Origin of the sequence: Anaplasma centrale str. Israel, assembly GCF_000024505.1 — a bacterium.
In the GTDB taxonomy this organism is placed as follows: Bacteria; Pseudomonadota; Alphaproteobacteria; order Rickettsiales; family Anaplasmataceae; genus Anaplasma; species Anaplasma centrale.
On record NC_013532.1, the window covers coordinates 540,316 to 559,690 of the forward strand.

At 50.5% G+C, this 19,375-nt stretch carries 15 protein-coding genes; 14 read left to right on the top strand and 1 reads right to left on the bottom strand.

From position 1 onward, the window contains the following. Positions 1-92 precede the first annotated feature (92 nt). Entirely contained in the window at positions 93-800 is a 708-nt protein-coding gene (locus ACIS_RS02430) for a hypothetical protein (protein WP_010264842.1), read from the top strand. A 45-nt stretch (positions 801-845) separates the two neighbouring features. Here the strand turns inward: ACIS_RS02430 and miaA are convergent, their stop codons facing one another. Then, positions 846-1,763, bottom strand: coding sequence for a tRNA (adenosine(37)-N6)-dimethylallyltransferase MiaA (gene miaA, locus ACIS_RS02435; RefSeq protein ID WP_012880645.1), 918 nt, complete (start codon positions 1,761-1,763; stop codon positions 846-848). Between the two features lie 200 nt (positions 1,764-1,963). Here miaA and ACIS_RS02440 point away from each other — a divergent pair, with 200 nt between their 5' ends. The 13 genes from ACIS_RS02440 to ACIS_RS02500 all read left to right on the top strand — a co-directional run bounded on the left by ACIS_RS02440 (position 1,964) and on the right by ACIS_RS02500 (position 19,329). Further along, complete coding sequence (locus tag ACIS_RS02440) at positions 1,964-2,404, top strand: hypothetical protein (RefSeq protein WP_012880646.1); 441 nt, start codon at positions 1,964-1,966, stop codon at positions 2,402-2,404. A 68-nt stretch (positions 2,405-2,472) separates the two neighbouring features. Then, the gene (locus ACIS_RS02445) at positions 2,473-3,576 is read left to right on the top strand and encodes a 3-hydroxyacyl-CoA dehydrogenase (RefSeq protein ID WP_238523320.1); all 1,104 of its coding nucleotides are present in this window, start codon (positions 2,473-2,475) and stop codon (positions 3,574-3,576) included. Between the two features lie 78 nt (positions 3,577-3,654). Continuing rightward, entirely contained in the window at positions 3,655-4,947 is a 1,293-nt protein-coding gene (gene nuoF / locus ACIS_RS02450) for an NADH-quinone oxidoreductase subunit NuoF (protein ID WP_012880648.1), read from the top strand. A 189-nt stretch (positions 4,948-5,136) separates the two neighbouring features. Beyond that, on the top strand, positions 5,137-5,739 hold the full coding sequence (locus tag ACIS_RS02455) for an NADH-quinone oxidoreductase subunit J (RefSeq protein WP_012880649.1): 603 nt from the start codon (positions 5,137-5,139) through the stop codon (positions 5,737-5,739). A gap of 39 nt (positions 5,740-5,778) precedes the next feature. Continuing rightward, positions 5,779-6,105, top strand: coding sequence for an NADH-quinone oxidoreductase subunit NuoK (gene nuoK, locus ACIS_RS02460; protein ID WP_012880650.1), 327 nt, complete (start codon positions 5,779-5,781; stop codon positions 6,103-6,105). 78 nt (positions 6,106-6,183) lie between these two features. Next, entirely contained in the window at positions 6,184-8,067 is a 1,884-nt protein-coding gene (nuoL, locus tag ACIS_RS02465) for an NADH-quinone oxidoreductase subunit L (RefSeq protein ID WP_081440534.1), read from the top strand. Positions 8,068-8,075: 8 nt separating this feature from the next. Further along, entirely contained in the window at positions 8,076-9,530 is a 1,455-nt protein-coding gene (locus ACIS_RS02470; protein ID WP_041651162.1) for a complex I subunit 4 family protein, read from the top strand. A 2-nt stretch (positions 9,531-9,532) separates the two neighbouring features. Then, positions 9,533-10,975 (top strand): NADH-quinone oxidoreductase subunit N, encoded by a 1,443-nt coding sequence (locus ACIS_RS02475; protein ID WP_041651454.1) that lies wholly within the window; start codon positions 9,533-9,535, stop codon positions 10,973-10,975. A 21-nt stretch (positions 10,976-10,996) separates the two neighbouring features. After that, positions 10,997-12,181, top strand: a complete 1,185-nt coding sequence (gene dxr / locus ACIS_RS02480) for a 1-deoxy-D-xylulose-5-phosphate reductoisomerase (protein WP_012880654.1) — start codon at positions 10,997-10,999, stop codon at positions 12,179-12,181. Positions 12,182-12,365: 184 nt separating this feature from the next. Continuing rightward, the gene (locus ACIS_RS02485; protein WP_202965495.1) at positions 12,366-13,823 is read left to right on the top strand and encodes a TRP75-related protein; all 1,458 of its coding nucleotides are present in this window, start codon (positions 12,366-12,368) and stop codon (positions 13,821-13,823) included. A gap of 75 nt (positions 13,824-13,898) precedes the next feature. Next, positions 13,899-15,122 carry a flavodoxin-dependent (E)-4-hydroxy-3-methylbut-2-enyl-diphosphate synthase gene (gene ispG / locus ACIS_RS02490; RefSeq protein WP_238523328.1) on the top strand — a complete coding sequence of 408 codons (1,224 nt, stop codon included), beginning with the start codon at positions 13,899-13,901 and terminating at the stop codon, positions 15,120-15,122. A gap of 134 nt (positions 15,123-15,256) precedes the next feature. Further along, the gene (gene tatC, locus ACIS_RS02495; protein ID WP_012880657.1) at positions 15,257-15,997 is read left to right on the top strand and encodes a twin-arginine translocase subunit TatC; all 741 of its coding nucleotides are present in this window, start codon (positions 15,257-15,259) and stop codon (positions 15,995-15,997) included. Positions 15,998-16,227: 230 nt separating this feature from the next. Then, a complete protein-coding gene (locus ACIS_RS02500; RefSeq protein ID WP_012880658.1) occupies positions 16,228-19,329 on the top strand; it encodes an efflux RND transporter permease subunit in 3,102 nt (1,033 codons plus the stop codon). Positions 19,330-19,375: the final 46 nt, after the last annotated feature.

Genomic DNA, 19,375 nt, shown 5'->3' on the forward strand with positions numbered 1-19,375 from the left:
AGATTGCTGCCTAGTCAATACAATAGCAACTGTTTTAAATTAGCATGCGCGTACGGCCACAAAACAGTCGGAAGTGGGGTTCTTGCCGCACAGTGTCGGGGAATGATCTGAAAGGAATGAGCGAATTTATCGGCGAGAGTCAGAAGTACTTTGAAGATGCACTGGAGTGGTATTGCCGTAAGTATTTGGCCGCCGTCAGCGAGAGGGCGTGGCTGTGTGTCTCACTCGTGGTTTTCGTGACGTTTCTCCTGTTCTTGATGTGGGATACGTACTCCATGTTCCCTACCAAGACCGACTTTAGCTTTATCAAATATACAGATCGGTACAGCGACGAATTCTTGCTGATCAAAAGGCTCAGCGTGGATGTTGAGGAAAGGGAGGAGGATCTTCTTTCTTCCTACCTTGCGGGGGAATACGTAAAACGCTATGAGTCATACTCTCCCGATGGCACAGAGGCACAGCTGGGCTTCGTGAAGAATAACTCATCCAGAAGGGTGTTTGTTGCGTTCAAAAACATCATGGAGCGGGGTGCAATTATACACCCATTGATATCAAAATACAAGACTGATGCCATATCCCTAGAGGCGGTGATTGATAAGGTCGAACTACTGCCCCGCAGCGTGGCCTCACTCAGCAGTGCGGTTGTGGAGTTTAGAGTTAAGCACATAGTGCACGGCGTGCTAGCTGCAACTGAACGCCGCAAAGTGTTGGTTTCTTTCTCTCTATCTAACGTCAGAATGGCCTCCGCCGGGGTAGTGCCGTTTGAGTTTACTATCAATACGTACAGATACGTAGACTAGCAGGTTGGTACCCGGCCCAAATGCTGGCAGCTTGGCCGTTGGTTTTTACTTCTCCGCCCCGGTTAATCTGGATATCAAGTGCTGCACCATTTCCTCACGAGTGGGGAGGCACTGCGCATCCTGCGGTAGTTGCCTTCTAAGCCACGTATACTGGCGCTTAGCGTACTGCCGCGTGTTTCTCTGCGCAGCCTCTACAGCTTCGGGCAAGCTTATGTTCCCGCGTAAATATTCTATGACCTCCCGCACTCCTATGGCCTTCATGATTGGGGCGTCTGCAGGCAAGTTTAGTGACATCAAATACTCAACCTCAGCCACTGCGGACGAGTTTATCATGTCAACCAGCCTGCTATTAATTTTGGGGTGTAACTCCTCCTTAGGGGGGAATAACACGCACACCTCGCAGTTTTCAAAGGGGCGCTTTTTCGGGCAGCGCTCCCGCCAGGAGAATATCGAAACTCCGGTGCTCTCGAATACCTCAAAGGCGCGCAGGAGCTGGTTGGAGTTGCGTCGGTCAATTTTGCAAACATTTGCGTCTCTGCGGAGCAGCAATTCGAAAAATGTATCATTTCCAACTTCACTAAGCAGAGCCCTGGCCTTTTGCCTGATGTGTGCATCCGCCGGAGGTATCTCTGAAAGCCCATATATCAAGCTGCTAATGTATAGCCCGCTTCCCCCGACAACTATTGTGGGTGACTTTTTCTCCCAAGCAAGCAATATTTCCCTTTTTGCGTCTTCCAGCCATAATCCCACAGAATAACTATTGCTCGGGTGCACGTAGCCATACAGCCTGAACTGTGGGCTGGTCCGCAGGTATTCTGCCTGGTCAGTAATTGTTGGAACATGCTGATAAATTTGTTTCGAATCGCAATTGATTATCGTGCACCCTAGGCGCTCCGCCACTATTTTAGACACCTCAGATTTTCCCGAAGCCGTTGGCCCGGCCAATATCCAGAGCTTATTCATACCAGCTGCTAATCAATGGGCTGCGTGGGGCAATGTACCGCCCACAGTTTGCCACACGAATTCTTCCAAGTAGGGTTATGTTTTTTATAATCAATGTCAACTACCATGACCAAATAGTATTGAACTCGGGTATTGCGCATGGTACACTTTGCCTGGGTTGCTGTTTTGCCGGATTGTTGTACTTTTGAAGGATTTGCGCGATGACGGATCAGGGGGGTTCCGCTGGCGGCGGGAAGGGATTCGCTGCTAGGTTCGGTGGAAAAAAATCTTTTACCCAGAAGGGGAACGAAGCAGGTGCTGGCAAACCGTTTGCCAAGCTTGTTGAGAACAGAAGTAGTAAACCCGCGGTTTTCAGCGAAGATAGGGGCGTCCTCAGGACTACCAGGGCGAGTAATGAGGGGTTTGCTAGCGCTACAAGGAAGAGTAGGCTGGATTGCCTGTTCCTAGTCCGGGGAAAAGACAAAGGCAGGGCGGCTTGGCATTATGTACTGGTGGACAAGGGCAAGAGAGAGATGTTTCTTGCAAAGAGCAAGAGTGGCTCAATGGATGTTGCGCTCTATGGCGAAATTCTCTACTCTGGATGGGGTGAAAGCCCTCCAGATGACATAGTTAAGAAGGTTGAAGAGGAGTTCGGCGCCTGATAGGCGGCCCGCACACCCGTTGGGCTGCTGGCGGCGTGCTGCCGTTGGTCTCGGTTTTGGAGGGGCTTTTGCGAATAAAGAAGTTAGCAGTGCTAGACCCGACTTTGTCTCGCGTCAGAGCCGTAGAAACCCTAATCCCGCGTGAAGGCGATTTGGTGCTGTTCTGCAATGATGTAGCCGCGGCTTCAAAGAAGTTTGGTCGGCGTGTTGAGCTACGCAATTTTGACCCTGCGCGCTGTGATTTGAAAGGGGTAGATTGGGTAGTGGAGCTCATCGCCGGTGGGGTGGATGAGAAAGCGAAGTTCTACGCCACTGTGGCCCCAGATGGGATGGCGTGCTTTTTATCTTCCGATGTGCAACCTGCGTTACGGGATGAGCTCAGTAACAAGGTGCCGGGGCAGCTGCTACGCAAGCTGACCTCAATACGGTTCCCCACATTTTTCCGCGGGGCATCAGTGCTGGAACTCGTCCCCCACTCCGGAGAGTCTGAGGATATTATAAGCTCTATAAAGGAGCTTTATAAAGGTACGCTTGAAGTTTTTGCATACTCTGAGGGCGAGGGCGAGCTTTTTGACAGGATAGGGTATTTCTGGGCGGCCACGTGCGTGTCAGCTGCCTATGAATGCGGTATTGGGGTAGAGGTGGCTGACCATCTAATTGCCAATGAACGCACGGGCGTACCTCCTCCGGGCCCGTTCTCCATCCTAGACACACTTGGGATAGACAATTTTCTCTCCTCCTTAGACGGCCTAGTGCAGCGGCTAAACCGGGATGATCCGCTGCACGCCGCACGTGCCAAGCTGCCAGATGTTATTTTTGCAATGATCTCTGACGGGTTTACCGGGTCCAGCGGCTGTAGAGGGGGGTTTTATCGCTCATACGATATGCGCGATGGGAAGATGGAGCAGGTTATAGATCTTTCTAGCGGGTTGTATAGGAGCGCCAGAAGGGGAGATTCTCCGCCGGAAGAGCTGCAAGCCGGTGATGAGTGTGATAAGTTTTCTAAGCTTGTGTGGGAAGAGTTCTTTCTCTACATCAAATACCTAGTAAAATCATGCGGGGGGAGTGCAATTAGTGTTGTAGACAGCATCCTGCAAGTTGGCTACGGCTGGAAATATGGTATCTATGAACTTGCAGAGAGAGTAAATGTAAAACTTGATTTGCAAAAATAAGCGAATGGTTGCTTCTACGGGTTTGATGTTCTTGGAATTGTGGGTTAGTATCTGTTTGTTTGCTCGTCGGGGTGTTGAGTGAAAAGCGAAGATGCGGTGTTTACCAACCTCGCCGGTAGGGAGTGCCCATATCTTGAGGCCGCTAGGGCGCGTGGTGCTTGGGACGGTACAAAACGGATACTGGAGCTGGGCCCCGATAAAATAATCCAGGAGGTTAAAGATTCTGGATTGAGGGGCAGAGGTGGTGCTGGGTTCCCCACGGGAGTGAAGTGGGGTTTTATGCCCAAGGCGCGCCCAGAAGGACGTCCGGCATACTTGGTAATTAACGCTGACGAATCAGAGCCGGGGACCTGTAAGGATAGAGACATAATCAGGTATGAGCCGCATAAGATCATAGAGGGAATTCTAATAGCCGGCTTCGCCATGGGCGTTACCGCAGCATATGTTTATATCAGGGGCGAGTTCTATAATGAGTACCTAGTGCTGTCGCGGGCTTTGGATGAGGCGTACAAACACGGGTTGGTTGGCAAGAACGCATGCTCGTCTGGCTATGATTTAGATATTTTTATCCACAGAGGTGCCGGTGCGTACATCTGTGGGGAGGAAAGCGCGCAGCTGGAATCCCTGGAAGGAAGGAAGGGAATGCCCAGGTTGAAGCCCCCGTTCCCCGCAGCCGTGGGCCTATACGGCTGCCCCACCACCGTAAACAATATTGAGACCGTCGCTGTGGTTGGTGACATCATGCGTAGAGGGTCTCAATGGTTTGCCTCCTTGGGTAAACCCAATAACACTGGAACAAAGGTTTTTTGTATTTCGGGGCATGTGAACAAGCCGTGTAACGTGGAAGAAGAGCTTGGGATCCCGATGCGGGAATTAATAGAAAAATACGCCGGTGGCGTTGTTGGTGGTTGGGATAACCTCTTGGCTGTTATACCCGGTGGCTCGTCTGTTCCAATGTTGCCCAAATCTATTTGTGACGATGTGCTGATGGATTTTGACTCCCTCAAGGCCGTACAATCTGGCCTTGGCACAGCCGGGCTGATAGTGATGGATAAGTCTACAGACTTGGTGGAGGCAATCGAGCGAATTTCGCGCTTCTATATGCATGAGTCATGTGGGCAGTGCACTCCATGCCGGGAGGGCACCGGATGGATGTGGAGGATGATGAAGAAGATGGTTGATGGGACCGCAAAAGATGGCGAAATAGACAAACTGCTTGACGTTGCATCCCAGATTGAAGGCCATACAATCTGTGCGCTTGCGGACGCTGCGGTGTGGCCTATACAAGGCCTGTTTCGCCACTTCAGGCACGTGGTTGAAGATCGGATTGGTAACAAGGGAAAGAAAAAGCACAGTGTTGCGGCTTCATGAACGAGGGCGGTGAACCACCGTGTGTATGCTATTTATTGCAAGTTGAAATGGTGCTTGTAGCCCTGCTGTTGGGGTTATCGTGTCATAACTGGGCCTTTTGTGTGTAAATCGCCGATGGGTTGGGACGAATGAACTTGCACCTGCGCGCTGTTGTGCTATCATCCCTAATGTTGTCACTGTGAGGGGTCGGTGCTCAGCTTTTTGTTCTTCTGCTTTGCGGGAGTGGCGGTACTGTCTGCTGTAGGTGTTATCCTGTTGCCAAACCCGATATACTCTGTTTTGAGCTTGATTTTGACTTTTTTTGTCTCCAGTGCCGTGTTTATCATGCTGGGGGCAGAGCTGGTGGCTATGCTGCTCGTCATAGTGTACGTGGGGGCAGTCGCCGTACTTTTCTTGTTTGTTGTGATGATGCTGGATATCAGTCGAGTGAGGTCCAGACACGGCCTGGTCAAGCGCTATCCGCTGGGGGTTGCGTGCATGCTCCTATTTTTTGGTTGCATGGTATACTCAATTTTTCACGTAAAGTCTGCCACAATTGGTGCTTCAGAGGGGGTTGTTGGCGTAGGCAACGTGTTCCTCATAGGTTCGCGGCTTTACACCGAATATGCTTATGCGTTCCAGCTGGCCGGGGTTTTGTTACTCATTGCCGGGGTTGGCAGCCTCGTTCTGGTTGCTGGCGGTGGTGACGGCCGCAAGTCTTTGAAGCAGGATGTCAGCCAGCAGATTGGTAGATCGTCTAAGATCAGGTTACTTTCGCCCGGGGTTGGCGCAGGTGTTCCCGATGCGGAGTGAGTTGCCTGTTGTGAGTTTGCTCCATGAAGGAGGGGTAGTGTGGAGTTTCTAATTAATGCAGGCTTGTCCCTGAATCACTTTTTGGTGTTTGCTGCTGCGCTGTTCGTCATCGGTGGGTGTGGCATAGTGATAGGGCGTAAGAGCGCAATTAACGTTCTGCTTTCCATCGAACTTATGCTGCTAGCCGTGAATATAAATTTTGTGGCATTTTCTGCGTACAAGGGGGACATCCACGGGCAGATTTTTGTGGTGTTCATACTTGCTGTTGCAGCTGCAGAGTCCGCTGTTGGCTTAGCGGTGATATTGGCACACTTCAGAAATGTAGGAAGCATTGATCTGAGTGAGGCGAGCTCGTTGAGAATGTAGTGCGAGTGGTAGGCACGCGCGTTTTGGTACGTTTAGGTTGTGGGCTCCATGTTGGCCCAGTTGTCCTGTGGTGGTCGTATGTTTAGTGTCGAGTTTCTGTGTGTTACGCTCCCCCTGATCGGGGCTATTATCGGGCAGGCTATGGGGCGCAGCAGATTGCTGTCTTCTGGTATGATCTCCGCGTGCGTGTTTTGCTCAGCCGTACTGTCTTGGTACCTATTCCTTACGCTACAGCAGCGCTACAGTATTGAGGTGATGCCCTGGTTCCATATTGGAAATATGGCGGTGCAATGGTCAATTTGCATAGATAAGCTATCCGCTGTGATGCTTGTTGTTGTGACTACCGTCTCGCTGATGGTGCATTTCTATTCGATAGGGTATATGAGCAGTGATGGCGGTGGAGTGCGGTTTCTTGCTTACTTATCCATCTTCACCTTCTTCATGATGGTCCTAGTGACAAGTGGGAATTTCGTGCAGCTGTTCTTCGGCTGGGAGGGCGTTGGGCTATGTTCTTACTTGCTGATAGGGTTTTGGTTCAAGAAAGACGCAGCCAACAGGTCAGCAATGAAAGCGTTTGTTGTCAATAGAGTGGGGGATCTGTTTTTTCTGTGTGGCATGCTGGCCATTTTTTATGTGTTTCGGTCTCTGAGTTTCGATGAAATTTTCGAGCAGATCTCAAACGGAGCGGGTTTCGGCGTTATAAACGTTTTTGGATACCAAATACAGGTTGTAAGTATTGCGTGTATATTGCTGTTTCTTGGGTGTATGGGAAAATCTGCCCAGCTCGGTCTACACACGTGGCTTCCGGACGCTATGGAGGGGCCCACTCCCGCATCTGCACTCATACACGCGGCGACCATGGTGACGGCAGGCGTTTTTCTGGTTGCGCGTTGCTCGCCAATTTTTGAGCTATCACAAGCTGCTCGGGATGTGGTACTTACGGTCGGGCTGGCAACGTGCCTGATTGCAGCGTTGGTTGCAATTGTTCAAGAGGACATTAAAAAGATAGTAGCCTACTCCACTTGCAGTCAACTAGGCTATATGTTCGTAGCATGTGGCACTTCTAACTACCACTTGGCGATTTTTCACTTGGCGACACACGCGCTTTTTAAGTCTCTACTATTCCTCGCCGCGGGTAATGTGATTCACTCCAATGCTGGTGAGCAGAGAATTACACACATGAGCCGGCGCTGTTGGCGCGACATACCGCTCACCTACACGTTGATGTGGATAGGTTCTTTGGCCCTCATGGGCGTGTTCCCCTTTGCTGGGTTTTATTCCAAAGAGCTGATTATAGAGAGTAGTATCGTCAGCAATGTTGGGTTTGCGGTGACGAATTTGGTCGCCTGCCTAACTTCTGTGTATTCGTGCAGACTTATGCTGAAGGTGTTCCACAACTCCTCCACAGAGCGAGTTGCATCGATACACGAATCCAGCAGCATTATGCTGTTACCACTGTTTGTTCTGGCAATCGGCGCAGTGTTTTCCGGTATATGGCTGAAAAATTTCTGGGGCATCACTGGAAGTGAATTTTGGGATGGAAGCCTGGCAGTGCATCCACACGAGGGCATCGGGCAGCTGCTTTCTTTCCTTCCTGCGGCGCTGGGCATTGCTGGTGCGCTACTGTACCTAGTGTACCACAGCAGATTGTGCGTCATCGCCCTCCCGGACAAACTTGTAGGGCCCGTCTGTGGCCTTTTGAAGAACAAATTCTACTTCGACGAGCTGTATGATCTAACGCTGGTGCGTCCGATGGGTAGAATAGCCACGACCTTTCGGGTTGTTGCAGATCAAAAAGTGATTGATTATTTCCTCTTAGGTGGTATTACTGGGGCGGTGGGCACATGCGCCAGGTATAGTGTCAAGGTGCAGAGCGGGCGCGCGTTTGATTATGCTCTTGTGATGTTATCTGGGGTGGCAGCTACTGCGTTGTTGGTGATATATAGTTTTGGAATACGGTGATTCTTTCAATGATCCTAATACCAGCGTTGGGGTCTTGTCTGGTGGCTTTTTTGCGCGGCGCTCTGTCCAGGGTTGTAGGTCCGGCTGTTGTGGTTGTCACACTGGCGGTGTTTTGCATGAGTGCTGTGCTGCTGGTGCGCGTTGGTGATACAGTCACGCAGGAGGTTGCTAGCCTGCGATGGGTGGAGCGTGCTTTTTCTGCTGATGCGCTGTCCATATTGTTAACGGTGCTATCCACCTTTTTGTTTCTGATATGCTCGCTTTTTTGTGTTTTCAGCACACGGGGGGCGCCGGTCGCTCCCTCCTTCTTTTCGCTGCTCCTCCTACTGGAGAGTTGTGTGATTGCAGTGTTCTGCACATGTGACATCCTAACATTTTTTATCTTCTTTGAAGCCTCTTTGGTTCCTATGTTCTTCATCATCGGGTTCTGGGGGCACGGCGATAAGGTGGGCGCTGCGTTCAAATTCCTCATATACACTGCAACAGCTTCCGTTGGGTTCTTGGCCGCGGTAGCGTGTATGGATGCTGTTGCCAATGCAACCTCTGGGTCATTTAGTGATGTCGCTGCCGGGCTGGCGGCGAATACGCATTTTCGCTGGCAAATATACTTTTGGATTTTGTGCTTCATTGCATTTGCCGTAAAACTCCCGATGGTGCCTTGCCATACATGGTTGCCGACCGCACACGTGCAAGCGCCGACTGTGGGGTCCGTACTGCTTGCAGGGTTGCTGATAAAGCTTGGTGGGTATGGGATTTTCAGATTTTGCATCCAGATGCTGCCGGCAATTAGTGTGCATTTTGCGAAATTTGTGGTGTGCTTAAGCGCCGCATCGTTGATCTATTCATCTCTAGTTGCCTTCGCGCAACGTAATATGAAGATGCTTATAGCGTATTCCTCCATTGCCCATATGAGTTTTGTTGCTGCCGGGATGTTTTCCTTGAATGAATCTGGGATACTGGGGGCAGTCTATCAAATGCTCAGCCATGGCCTAATATCCGCCGCTTTGTTTCTATGTGTTGGCATGATATACAGCAGGACGGGCACTATGGAGATGTCTGAATGCACTGGGTTGGCATCAAAAATGCCAAGGCTTTCCGCGATGATAGTATTCTTCAGCATGGCTTCCGCTGGGGTTCCCGGTACCTCCGGGTTTATGGGGGAGTTCTTATCGATGCTTGGAATTTTTAAGTCCTTTGGGCCGATGGTTGCCTGTTTTGCCGTGGGTATAGTGCTCAGCGCTGCGTATATGCTGCGTTTGTGTAAGGAGGTTGTTTGGGGCTCCGCTCCCGCAGATTCCGGCACGTTTGACGATATTAACGCCGGGGAGTTTGCCATTTTGGCGATACTGGCCATCCTGGTACTGGTGCTCGGTGTCTTTCCGGCGCCGCTGCTTTCCATGTTAAAGCCCGCTGTAGAGCATTTGTTAGTGCCTCTACATAAGCTTCAGCCTTCTTGGGGGTGAAGATGTATTGGGAAGATCTACTGCGCATATTGCCCGAACTCTATCTCTTGGGTTCGGCGATGGTTGTCCTACTGTTGGGTATGGTGGTGGATGCACGCTGGATACACAGGCTGTCGGCGGTTTCTATGGGTGTGGTGGCTTTTCTCTCATGGTTGTCAGCTGTTAATCACGTTGCCGAAGACACTACCCTGTTTAACGGCCTTGTGCTGCATACTCGGTACACCTGCGCGTCAAGGGTGCTCGTAAGCATTGCGGGGTTCATAGCCTCTTTCCTGTCTTTGTGCGCAAAAAGAGAGGCGCGTTACGAATTTTCTGTGGTCATGCTCTTTGCCATACTTGGTGCGATGACCTTGGTGCAGGCCGGCCACTTTCTTTCTTTTTATATTTCGCTTGAGCTCAATAGCCTATCATCCTGTGTTCTGGTGTGCTTTAATCGCGGCTCAAAGCATGCGTCTGAATCTGCACTTAAGTTCTTCATGTTGAGTGCCCTATCATCCTGCGTCATGCTATACGGAATCTCTTTAGTATATGGGTACTCCCCGGGGCTGGAGTGTAGTGTGGTGAAGGAGGTTCTGGAAGGGCGCGCCTCGCTAGGTGCCGCCTTGGGGTGTGCGTTCATACTGGTGGGCGTGCTTTCTAAGCTTGCTGTGGTGCCGTTTCATATGTGGGCAGTGGATACCTACCATGGCTCTCCTATGGCGGCCATGGCGTTTTTCCTTATAGTTACGAAATCTGCAGCGATTTTATTACTTGCGCGCATGGTTGGGGAAAATGGAGTGCTGCAACAGGGCCTTCTGTTGGGGTTCATCTGCGCTTCCGGGTTGTCTACGATCGTTGGGGAGCTCGGTGCTCTGCGGCAGAGTAATATAAAGAGGTTGCTCGCATACTCCAACATAGGGCAGCTAGGGTACGTACTGCCGGTGGTTGTCTTGCACGGCACGTCTTCGTATGCCATCTTCCACTACGTGTTAACGGGTTGGATCATCAACGCGTGGATCTTTTCTGTACTCCTAAGGTACGATGATGAAGGGTTTGAATTAGCAAGCCTTGCTGGTATGCACCGAAGTAGCCCGTTTGTGGCTTTCGCGTTGGTCGTCTCTATGGTTTCAGCTGCCGGGTTTCCGCCGTTTTTGGGATGCTGGCCCAAATACTTTTTGCTCAAATCTATTGCGATGTCAGACATCCCAACGGTCGTGGCTTTCTCGTACGTTTTGCTTGTGTGTGCAGTAGGGATTGTGCCATGCTTTTACTGTTTTCGTATCGCTAGGGTGGTGTACTTCGATCAACCGGCAATGGGTGCTGGGCATCCAGCGCTTACGCACCACTTGGGCCTGACTGTTATTGCCGTTGTTTGCATGTTGTTGAGCGTCATTGCCTTGTGTTTGTCCCCGTATTTTGATATCCTGCTCCAGGGCCTGGTGTGGGTTTTTGGAGGGCGCACTTAGGTCGAACGGTTGAGTGTTCACATGGGTCGGAAAAAAGTCTCTGTATTTGGTTCAACTGGGTGCATTGGACAAAAGGCAGTTCAAATCTTACGCGACAATCCCAGTGCCTTTGAGGTTGTGGCTTTGGTTGCCAAGCAGGATGCACATTTACTGGCATCGCAGGCAAAGCTGTTAAGCGCGAAAATGGCCGTTGTGGCCGAGGATGCCGCGTATACGACGCTACGAGAGTTGCTTTGTGATACAGGCATTGAGGTAGGAGCAGGCACGGCCGGTGTGATGGATGCGGCGTCCTGTGGGGTAGACAGCGCGGTGATGGCCATAACTAGCATAGCGGCCTTGCGCCCGGTTGTTCGTCTAATAGAGTCCGGAGTCAAGTCAATTGCTTTGGCGAACAAAGAGAGCATAGTTTGCGGAGGCAACCTGCTCGTCGATTTGTCTAAGCAAATGGGCGTCAGTATCGTTCCCGTGGATTCTGAACATAACGCTTTGTTTCAGATACTTGCTCATAATAGATGTGTTGATAAAGTCACGTTAACGGCATCTGGTGGGCCATTTCTGCAGTGGACTAGAGAACAGATGAGGGCTGTGACGCCCAGTGATGCCCTTGTGCACCCCGTGTGGAAAATGGGGCGTAAAATCTCGGTTGATAGTGCCACCATGGTTAACAAGGCGTTGGAGGTTATAGAGGCACACTACCTTTTTTCTCTGCATCCAGACAAGATCGATGTAATAGTGCACCCTGAATCCGTAGTGCATGCCGTGGCTGCGTACCCAAATGGAGTGTCTGTTTCCCTGATGTCCATACCAGATATGGGCATACCCACACTTCACGCCCTATACTGGCCACAACAAGCGACTGTGTGTGGGAACAACAATCTTGATCTGGTGTCCTATGGGAAGCTAACGTTTATAGAGCCCGATCTCGAGCGTTTTCCCGCGCTAAATTTCGGATTTGAAGCCCTTCGCTCGTCCAAGCCTCATGCTGCGGGTATAGCACTAAATGCTGCAAATGAAGTTGCGGTTGAGGCTTTTTTAAATTCCGAGGTCGGGTTTTTGGATATAGCTAACATTATCGCGGGCGCCATGGATGAGCTTTCCTATTGTGAAGTCAATTCTATATCGGAAGTAAGCGAATATGACCTGCTGTGCAGAACCAGTGTCCGGAAGATTATAAACACACTAAAAGTTTCTGAATTGATTCAGTAACCGTACAAGCTTGCATGCTTTTTGTGCGATAAATGTTGTGCTGCGGTAAGTAGTAGTGTATGTAATGCGCGTGGGTACGTTCCCATGCGGGTAGTGGGCGGTGTACCGTTGCTTGCCCGTGGGTGCCCGGTGGCGGTGGGTGTCTAGTGCGTGTTATGTTGTGTCAGCTTCATCGGTTGGTTCCATGTCAAGGTTAGTGATTTCTTTGTTGGGTTTAGCGTTGCTTGTGGATTCTTGTACTATACGAGGAAACGTGTTTGAAATGAGTAGGGGCTACGTCCCCCAGTACAACCCGGGTGGGGACCTCTTCGATGAGGATGAGGAGTTTGTTCAATCTTATGAGGTGTACAAACAGCGGAGGGAGGATGTCCTGGCTAGTTCCTCTGGTGCGCGGGATTTGCGCACTGATAGAGGTAAGGGGCTTTCCGAAGAGCGTGCCGGTGGGCGCACCAAAGCCCCGGGGCGTGATATTATAGAAAAGCTGCGCGAGTATGGCGCAATTCCCGTGGATAAGGTGGAAGGCAGCGGCAAGGGTATGGTGAACAAGGAAGGGGTTGACCTCACCCGGGTTGAGGGCGCTAGGTTCTTGGACGTGGATCTGAAACCCAAGGATGAGGTAGCCGCAAAGCCAGAGGTGCGCACACCTCCGAGCGGGGGTGCGGCGCGTGCGTTGCTGCCTACTAAGTCTAAGAGATCCACCCCTGACGCTGGATCGGCAGCTAAGGGTAGTACTAAGATCGGTGGCACACCTGGCGATGTGCGGGCCCCTAGTGTTGGCTCAAGAGGGAAAGTCTCTGTTAGTGATGTCAAGCCCGCTACCGCGGCCGGGGCTAGCGCTAAAGGTGGTACTGGTGGCGCTCCTGTAGTTCCAGGCAAGGAGAAGGAAAAGAAGGGTGAGACTCCTGCAGCAGGTCCGACTGCAGGCGGCAAGAAAGCTGCCACCAAGTACTTCCAGGAAACCAGGAAAAAGCCTACTGTTCCGGCTAGTTCTACCAGGAAGAGCGGTGGTGATAAAGCTCCGGAAGAGAAAAGTAAAAATGCTAAGGAGCCTGCTGATGTTTCAGCAGTTAAGGCCGTGCCTGCACCTGCGGTAGTGCCCCCAATAGCCCCTCTGGTGGCAGCGCCTTCTGCTACTAAGAAGGAGGAGCCTTCTACTGCCGAAGATGCTGCTAAAGATTCTACTGCTAAGGAGATGAAACCCTCCGCGGGTGAGGCAGGTTCCTCTAAAACGAAGAAGGCCGCAGACGAAAAACCTGGCAGTAGCCCTGCTGGGGAGGGCTCGGGTTCCGCATCTGCAGGTAGTGTAGTTCCTCCGGCGGTACGGCCTTCTGCTGAAGAGCGTGCTCCTGATGTGCGTGAGAGTCAAAAGTTGAATGTCGGTAAGGAAGGGGAGGGGGATAAGCCCGCCGCCAAGAAGACCGGTGGTAAACGAGCTGGAGTTGGAGTCAAGAACCGCGGTGGGTCCATGGCAAACGTGCCCCGAACAATCCAGAGCGGCAAAGGTGCTGTCGATGATAAAAAAGAAGGGGTGCGTGCCACAGAGGAAAGGAAGAAGGGGATTGTCGGTGGCGACTTTACAGACTCCTGGAAGTTTGATGACGACGAGTATGAAAGCGACTACATCATTCAGCGCATGGATTAACCTGCTCTTCCCCAGTGGAGAAGCTTAGTGGTTGGTTTTAGTGCCGCCTCGGGTGCATCGGACTTTGAGTCTGTTATTGGGGAGTCGTCAAGTGCAGGGCGGCTTAGCTGCGCAGTCAGAGTAGGTAAGGTTATCATAGGCGGGGGCAACCCCGTGGTGGTGCAGTCTATGGCCCTCGGGGGTTCCGGGAACCTCTCGTCTGACCTAGAAGAGATTCTCGACCTTGCAAGAGAAGGGTCTGAGCTTGTAAGGGTTGCTATAAATTCCGAGGAGTCTATAAAGAGCGTACCCAAAATTGTCGAGCACCTGGTCTCCCATGGCTTTGACGAAAAGATGGTCGTTGGTTGCGGGCAGTATGAGGTTGCGGGCCTGTTGGATAAGTATCCAGATTATGCGGCATTTCTTGGGAAAATAAGAATCAATCCGGGGAATGTGGGTTTTGGCGACAAAAGAGATAAAAATTTTGAATCTGTCATAGAATATGCCATAAAACACGATATTCCGGTTCGGATTGGAGTCAATTGGGGGAGCTTGGATAAGTATTTGGTAGGTAAGCTCATGGATGACAATGCATCCCTGGAGAATCCGTACCCTGACAATGTGGTGATGAGAAAGGCTCTGGTAACATCGGCCCTTCAAAGTGCTGAGCTTGCAGAGCGAATCGGCCTTCCACGCAGCAAGATAGTACTTTCCTGTAAGACCAGCAAAGTGCGTGACCTGGTGGCAGTGTATTCTGCCCTATCTAAGTCTGCCGACTATGCGCTTCATCTGGGATTGACCGAGGCGGGCACCGGGTTAAAGGGCATAGTTAGCAGCACAGCCGGGGTGGCGCACCTTTTGCTCATGGGTATAGGTGATACCATTAGGGTGTCACTGACGTCCACCTCCAGAGAGGATAGGGTGCAAGAGGTTAGGGTGTGCAAGGAAATTCTACAATCTCTGGGTTTGCGGTTTTTTTCTGCTCAAACAACTTCCTGTCCCGGTTGTGGGCGCACGAATTTTCCCTACTTTCAAAAGCTGGTAAGCGGAGTTAATGACTATATAGACAAGCGTATGCAGGCCTGGAAGGTGAGTAACCCTGGTGTGGTGAATATGACTGTTGCTGTTATGGGGTGTGTGGTCAATGGGCCGGGTGAAAGCAAGCACGCGAATTTGGGCATTAGCCTACCTGGTAGTGGGGAGAGGGAGGTTGCTGCCGTATATGAAGACGGCAAGAAACTCTGTACGCTTCAGGGTGAAAACGTGCTCGGAGAGTTTTGCGAGATAGTTGAATCATACGTGCGCAGAAAGTACGGCTAGAAGCAATTGGCCTGTTGGCGGTGGGTGAGGGGTGCCCCGGCCATTTTGATTGTACCATTGCGCGCGGACTACTTGGTAAATCTTCTTAAGTATGTAACAATCCCCTCTGTACTATTGCAATAGCGGTGCGTTCAATGGATATGGGCAGCATGTCATTAGCAGGGCATTTTCGTGAACTCCGAAGGAGGATTGTGTTCTCCGTTGTGTGCTTCATCGGGATGTTCATTGTCTGCTATTTGTTCTCCGACAAGATATATGAGTTCCTGCTAGTACCTTTAGTGGAACTTGCAGGTGATAATGAAGATTTTTCCCTGATCTACACAGGCCTTACCGAAGCCTTTTTTGTGTACGTGAAGGTGGGGGCAATGGCGGCACTGTTTTTTTCATTTCCCATTTTTGCTTGGCAATTTTACATGTTCCTCGCTCCTGGCCTATATAAGGAGGAAAGAAGAGTTGTGCTGCCATACCTGGTGGCTTCACCAGTGCTCTTCGCCACAGGCGCGGCTATGGTGTATTACTACATATTTCCACTAGCATGGAAGTTTTTTATGGGGTTCGAGAATAGGGACGCCTCAGTTGGTGTGCCCATAGACTTCATGCCGTCCGTGAGCGAATATTTAGATTTGGTGTTACAGCTAATGTTTGCGTTTGGAATGGCGTTTCAATTGCCTGTAATACTCACAATGATGGCCAGAGTTGGCCTGGTCTCGTACAAAGTTTTGGCGGGAAAACGCAGAGTTGCAATTGTAGCTATATTCACCTTGGCTGCGATTTTAACTCCACCCGATGTTATAAGCCAAATAGGTCTGGCAATTCCTATGTTATTGCTGTACGAAGCCTCTATACTCGCTTGCAGGTATATCGAACGTGGGTGAGGAGAAGCCGTCTCCGTCTACAAGCCCTGCAATTTTGAAGTGAGAAGCTTGCTGTAGATGTTGGTGACCCATTATGGGGAGTTATATCTTCTCGGAATTTGTGCTAGTTATATAGACTGTGCCCGCTACCTCCGGGTGTGGGTGAGTGAGGGTGTGCCAGATGAGAAGCTTTAGCTCTGGTCGTATGCCTTTTTGGGTGCGTGGTGTGTTGACAAAATGGTGCGGTTGTTGTGAGTAAGATTTCAGGATTTTTTCTAGAGAGGAGCAGGTTTACCCTATTTATTTTGTTTGTTGTCTCCATTGCTGGGGCATACTTTTACTACAAACTGCCACGTGAAAAGATTCCTGGAGTTAGGGCTCCGATTATCAACGTTACTGCCGCTATGGAAGGCGTGCCCGCAGAGCTGGCTGAGGTGTTGTTGGCCTTACCCATAGAGAGAGAAGTGCGATCGGTTACGGGGGTTAAGAAGGTCATCTCTATAGTGCGAGATGGGGTTGTCAGCATGGTGCTGGAGTTCCGTCATGGTTCGGATATCAAAGCCGCCGTGGAAGACGTTAGGGCCCGGCTGGATGTGGTACGCCCTAAGCTTCCCAGAAATGTAACCTCACTTCTGGCCGAAGAGAAGAATCTAGGCCTGCTACCAGTGCTCAGCGTAGCAGTGGCCGGGGACTTGCCAGCCAGGTCTTTATGTTCTGTGGCTCGCGAGCTAAAGTACAGGATTGAGGCCTTGAGTGACGTTTTTAAGGTAAGTGCCGTTGGTCTACGCAAGGACGTTGTGGAGCTGGATCTGATTCCAGAGCTGATGGACCACTACGGGATACAACTAACGGATATGGTACAGGCGATTGCGAGGAACCATGCGTTTGTGGATTATGGTGTACTTGAATCGGAGGTTGGTAGCCATAAGATAAAGGTCAATGGCCTGTTAGACAGCCGAAAACAGATTATGGATGTGGTGCTAAGGGCGCATGGTAACGCCGTGATCACTATCGGTAGCGTTGCGAAAGTAAAATTGGCCTTGGAAGACGCCAAGGAGCTTGCAAGGGTTAATGGACGTCGGTGTATTGTACTGGAAATCTCGAAAAAAAGTGGGAGCAATATTTCCGAAGTCGTCGGGCATGTTACTGCCCTGCTGAAGGGCGCAAGCAAATTTTTGCCAGAGGGGGTGTCACTGCTTTTTATCCAGGATCAATCCCAAGAAGTGTCAGCTATCTTGCATGAGCTTGAAAACACCGTAGCATTCTCCGTGCTACTCGTGCTGCTAGTGATGATGGCCTTTATGGGCGTGCGGACAGCCGTTTTGGTTGCACTTTCCATACCAATTTCTTTTCTATTGGGGATTGTCGTCATATACGTGATGGGCTACACCCTTAATATCGTCATACTGTTCACCCTAATCATGGTTGTGGGGATGTTGGTGGATGATGCGATAGTAGTGAGCGAGTATGCAGACCGGAAGATGGTGTACGGGTTGGATAGGACCTCAGCGTACAAATTGGCCGCTGCCAAAATGTTGTGGCCCATAGCCTCATCCACCATGACGAGATTAGTGGTGTTCATTCCATTGCTTTTTTGGCCAGGTATTACTGGTGAGTTCATGAAGCACATACCGGTGGTTTCGATTTCCACGTTGGCGGGCTCCTGGATTATGGCCATAGTATTTACTCCGGTGTTGGGCTCAATGCTTGGCAGGCCCTCGGCAACATCTGAAGAAGATGTGTCTAAAATCAATGCAATAGAAGCCTTGGATATCGATAAGCTAGGCAGCGCGACACGCTTGTATGTCAGAGCGTTGCGTGTTGTGCTTGACCACCCAAAGAAGTTCGTATACGCGACAGTTGGGTCTTTAATGCTAGCTACCATAGCGTATTTCACCATAGGCCCAGGAATGGAGTTCTTTCCCAATATTGAGCCTGACCGTGCTGTTATAGAGGTCAAAAGTGATAGCAATCTCTCGATACAGGAGAAAGATGAAATAATCAGGTGCGCGGAGGAGAGAATTGCAGGTGTAGAAGGGATCAAGTTTCTCTATGCGCTGGTGGGGCGCGGTTTTGATGATCCATGGAACAGCAGGGTTGTTGGTGCAATTAATATTGAATTTCAGGATTGGTACCTGCGCAAAAAGTCCACTGTGTTGTTGGAAGAAATCATGGGGCGGTTGCAGGACGTTACTGGGGTAACGTTTGACGTGAAGAGTGATAGCATGAAGCCGAACAAAGGCAAGCCGCTGGAAGTGAACCTAAGGGGCGAAAATGTTGAGGATCTGGAATCTGCCGCCAATGTGCTGGTGTCGGCCATGGGCGAATCTCAAGGTTTTACTGGAGTCTCGCGCGATAACTTGCTTACAGGGGCGGAGTGGAGCGTTGATATAAACAGGAAGAAGGCAATCTCATTTGGTGCGGATGTGGTATTGGTGGGGCAGTTTGTCAAGTTGCTAACGAATGGCACAATTGTGGGCAAATATTACCCAGAAGGCGTCAAGGATGGCATAGACATTCTGGCTAGGTTTCATGAAGATGGCAGATCGCTCAAGGGGTTAGATCGTCTGTCTATAAATACTGTCCACGGGGCTGTTCCGGTCTCCTACTTTGTTGACGAAAAGGTGAAGCGCGGAGCAGACGTGATAAAACGGGTGGATGGATTGAGGTCGCTCACCATTTACTCCAACTTGCTGCCGGGATATCTTGTAAGTGAGAGGGTAGAGTACCTGAAAGGTATTCTGGATAAGCAGGTTGGCCAGAAGGTTACGGCCAGTTTTCTTGGAGATATAGAAAGCCAGGAAGAATCGCAGGAGTTTTTGATCACAGCGTTTTGCTTGGTCTTGCTTCTAATGGTGCTAGTGCTGGTGGGAGAGCTGAACAACTTCTATTACGTTGCCGTGGTGATGACCGCTGTGTTTTTGTCCACCACATGTGTATTTTTAGGGTTTTTGGTTACCTACAAGGCGTTTGGGGTTGTGATGGGTGGAGTTGGCATTATTGTGCTTTCCGGTATAGTGGTGAACAATAACATATTACTAGTTGATGCTTACAGAGAGAATCTTAAGACGTTGTCGGATAGAAAAGAGGCCATATTAAAGTCCGCCCTGTCCAGACTAAGGCCGATATTCTTGACCGTTATCACCGGGGTTCTGGGCCTTCTACCTATGGTGTTGAGGGTCAGTATAGACTTTCTCGGTAGGCGAGTCTTGTACGATTCCCCATCTAGCCAGATGTGGTTTGAATTGTCTACCACCACTTCCGTGGGGTTGCTGCTTGCCACGGTTATCACGTTATTGTTTACTCCAGCAATTTTGATACTTGGTGAAAAGGGGAAAGTTGCAGCAAGCTAGGGGGTTTGTAGTTGCATGCGTGTGCGCCAGTTGCATTCGGGCGTTA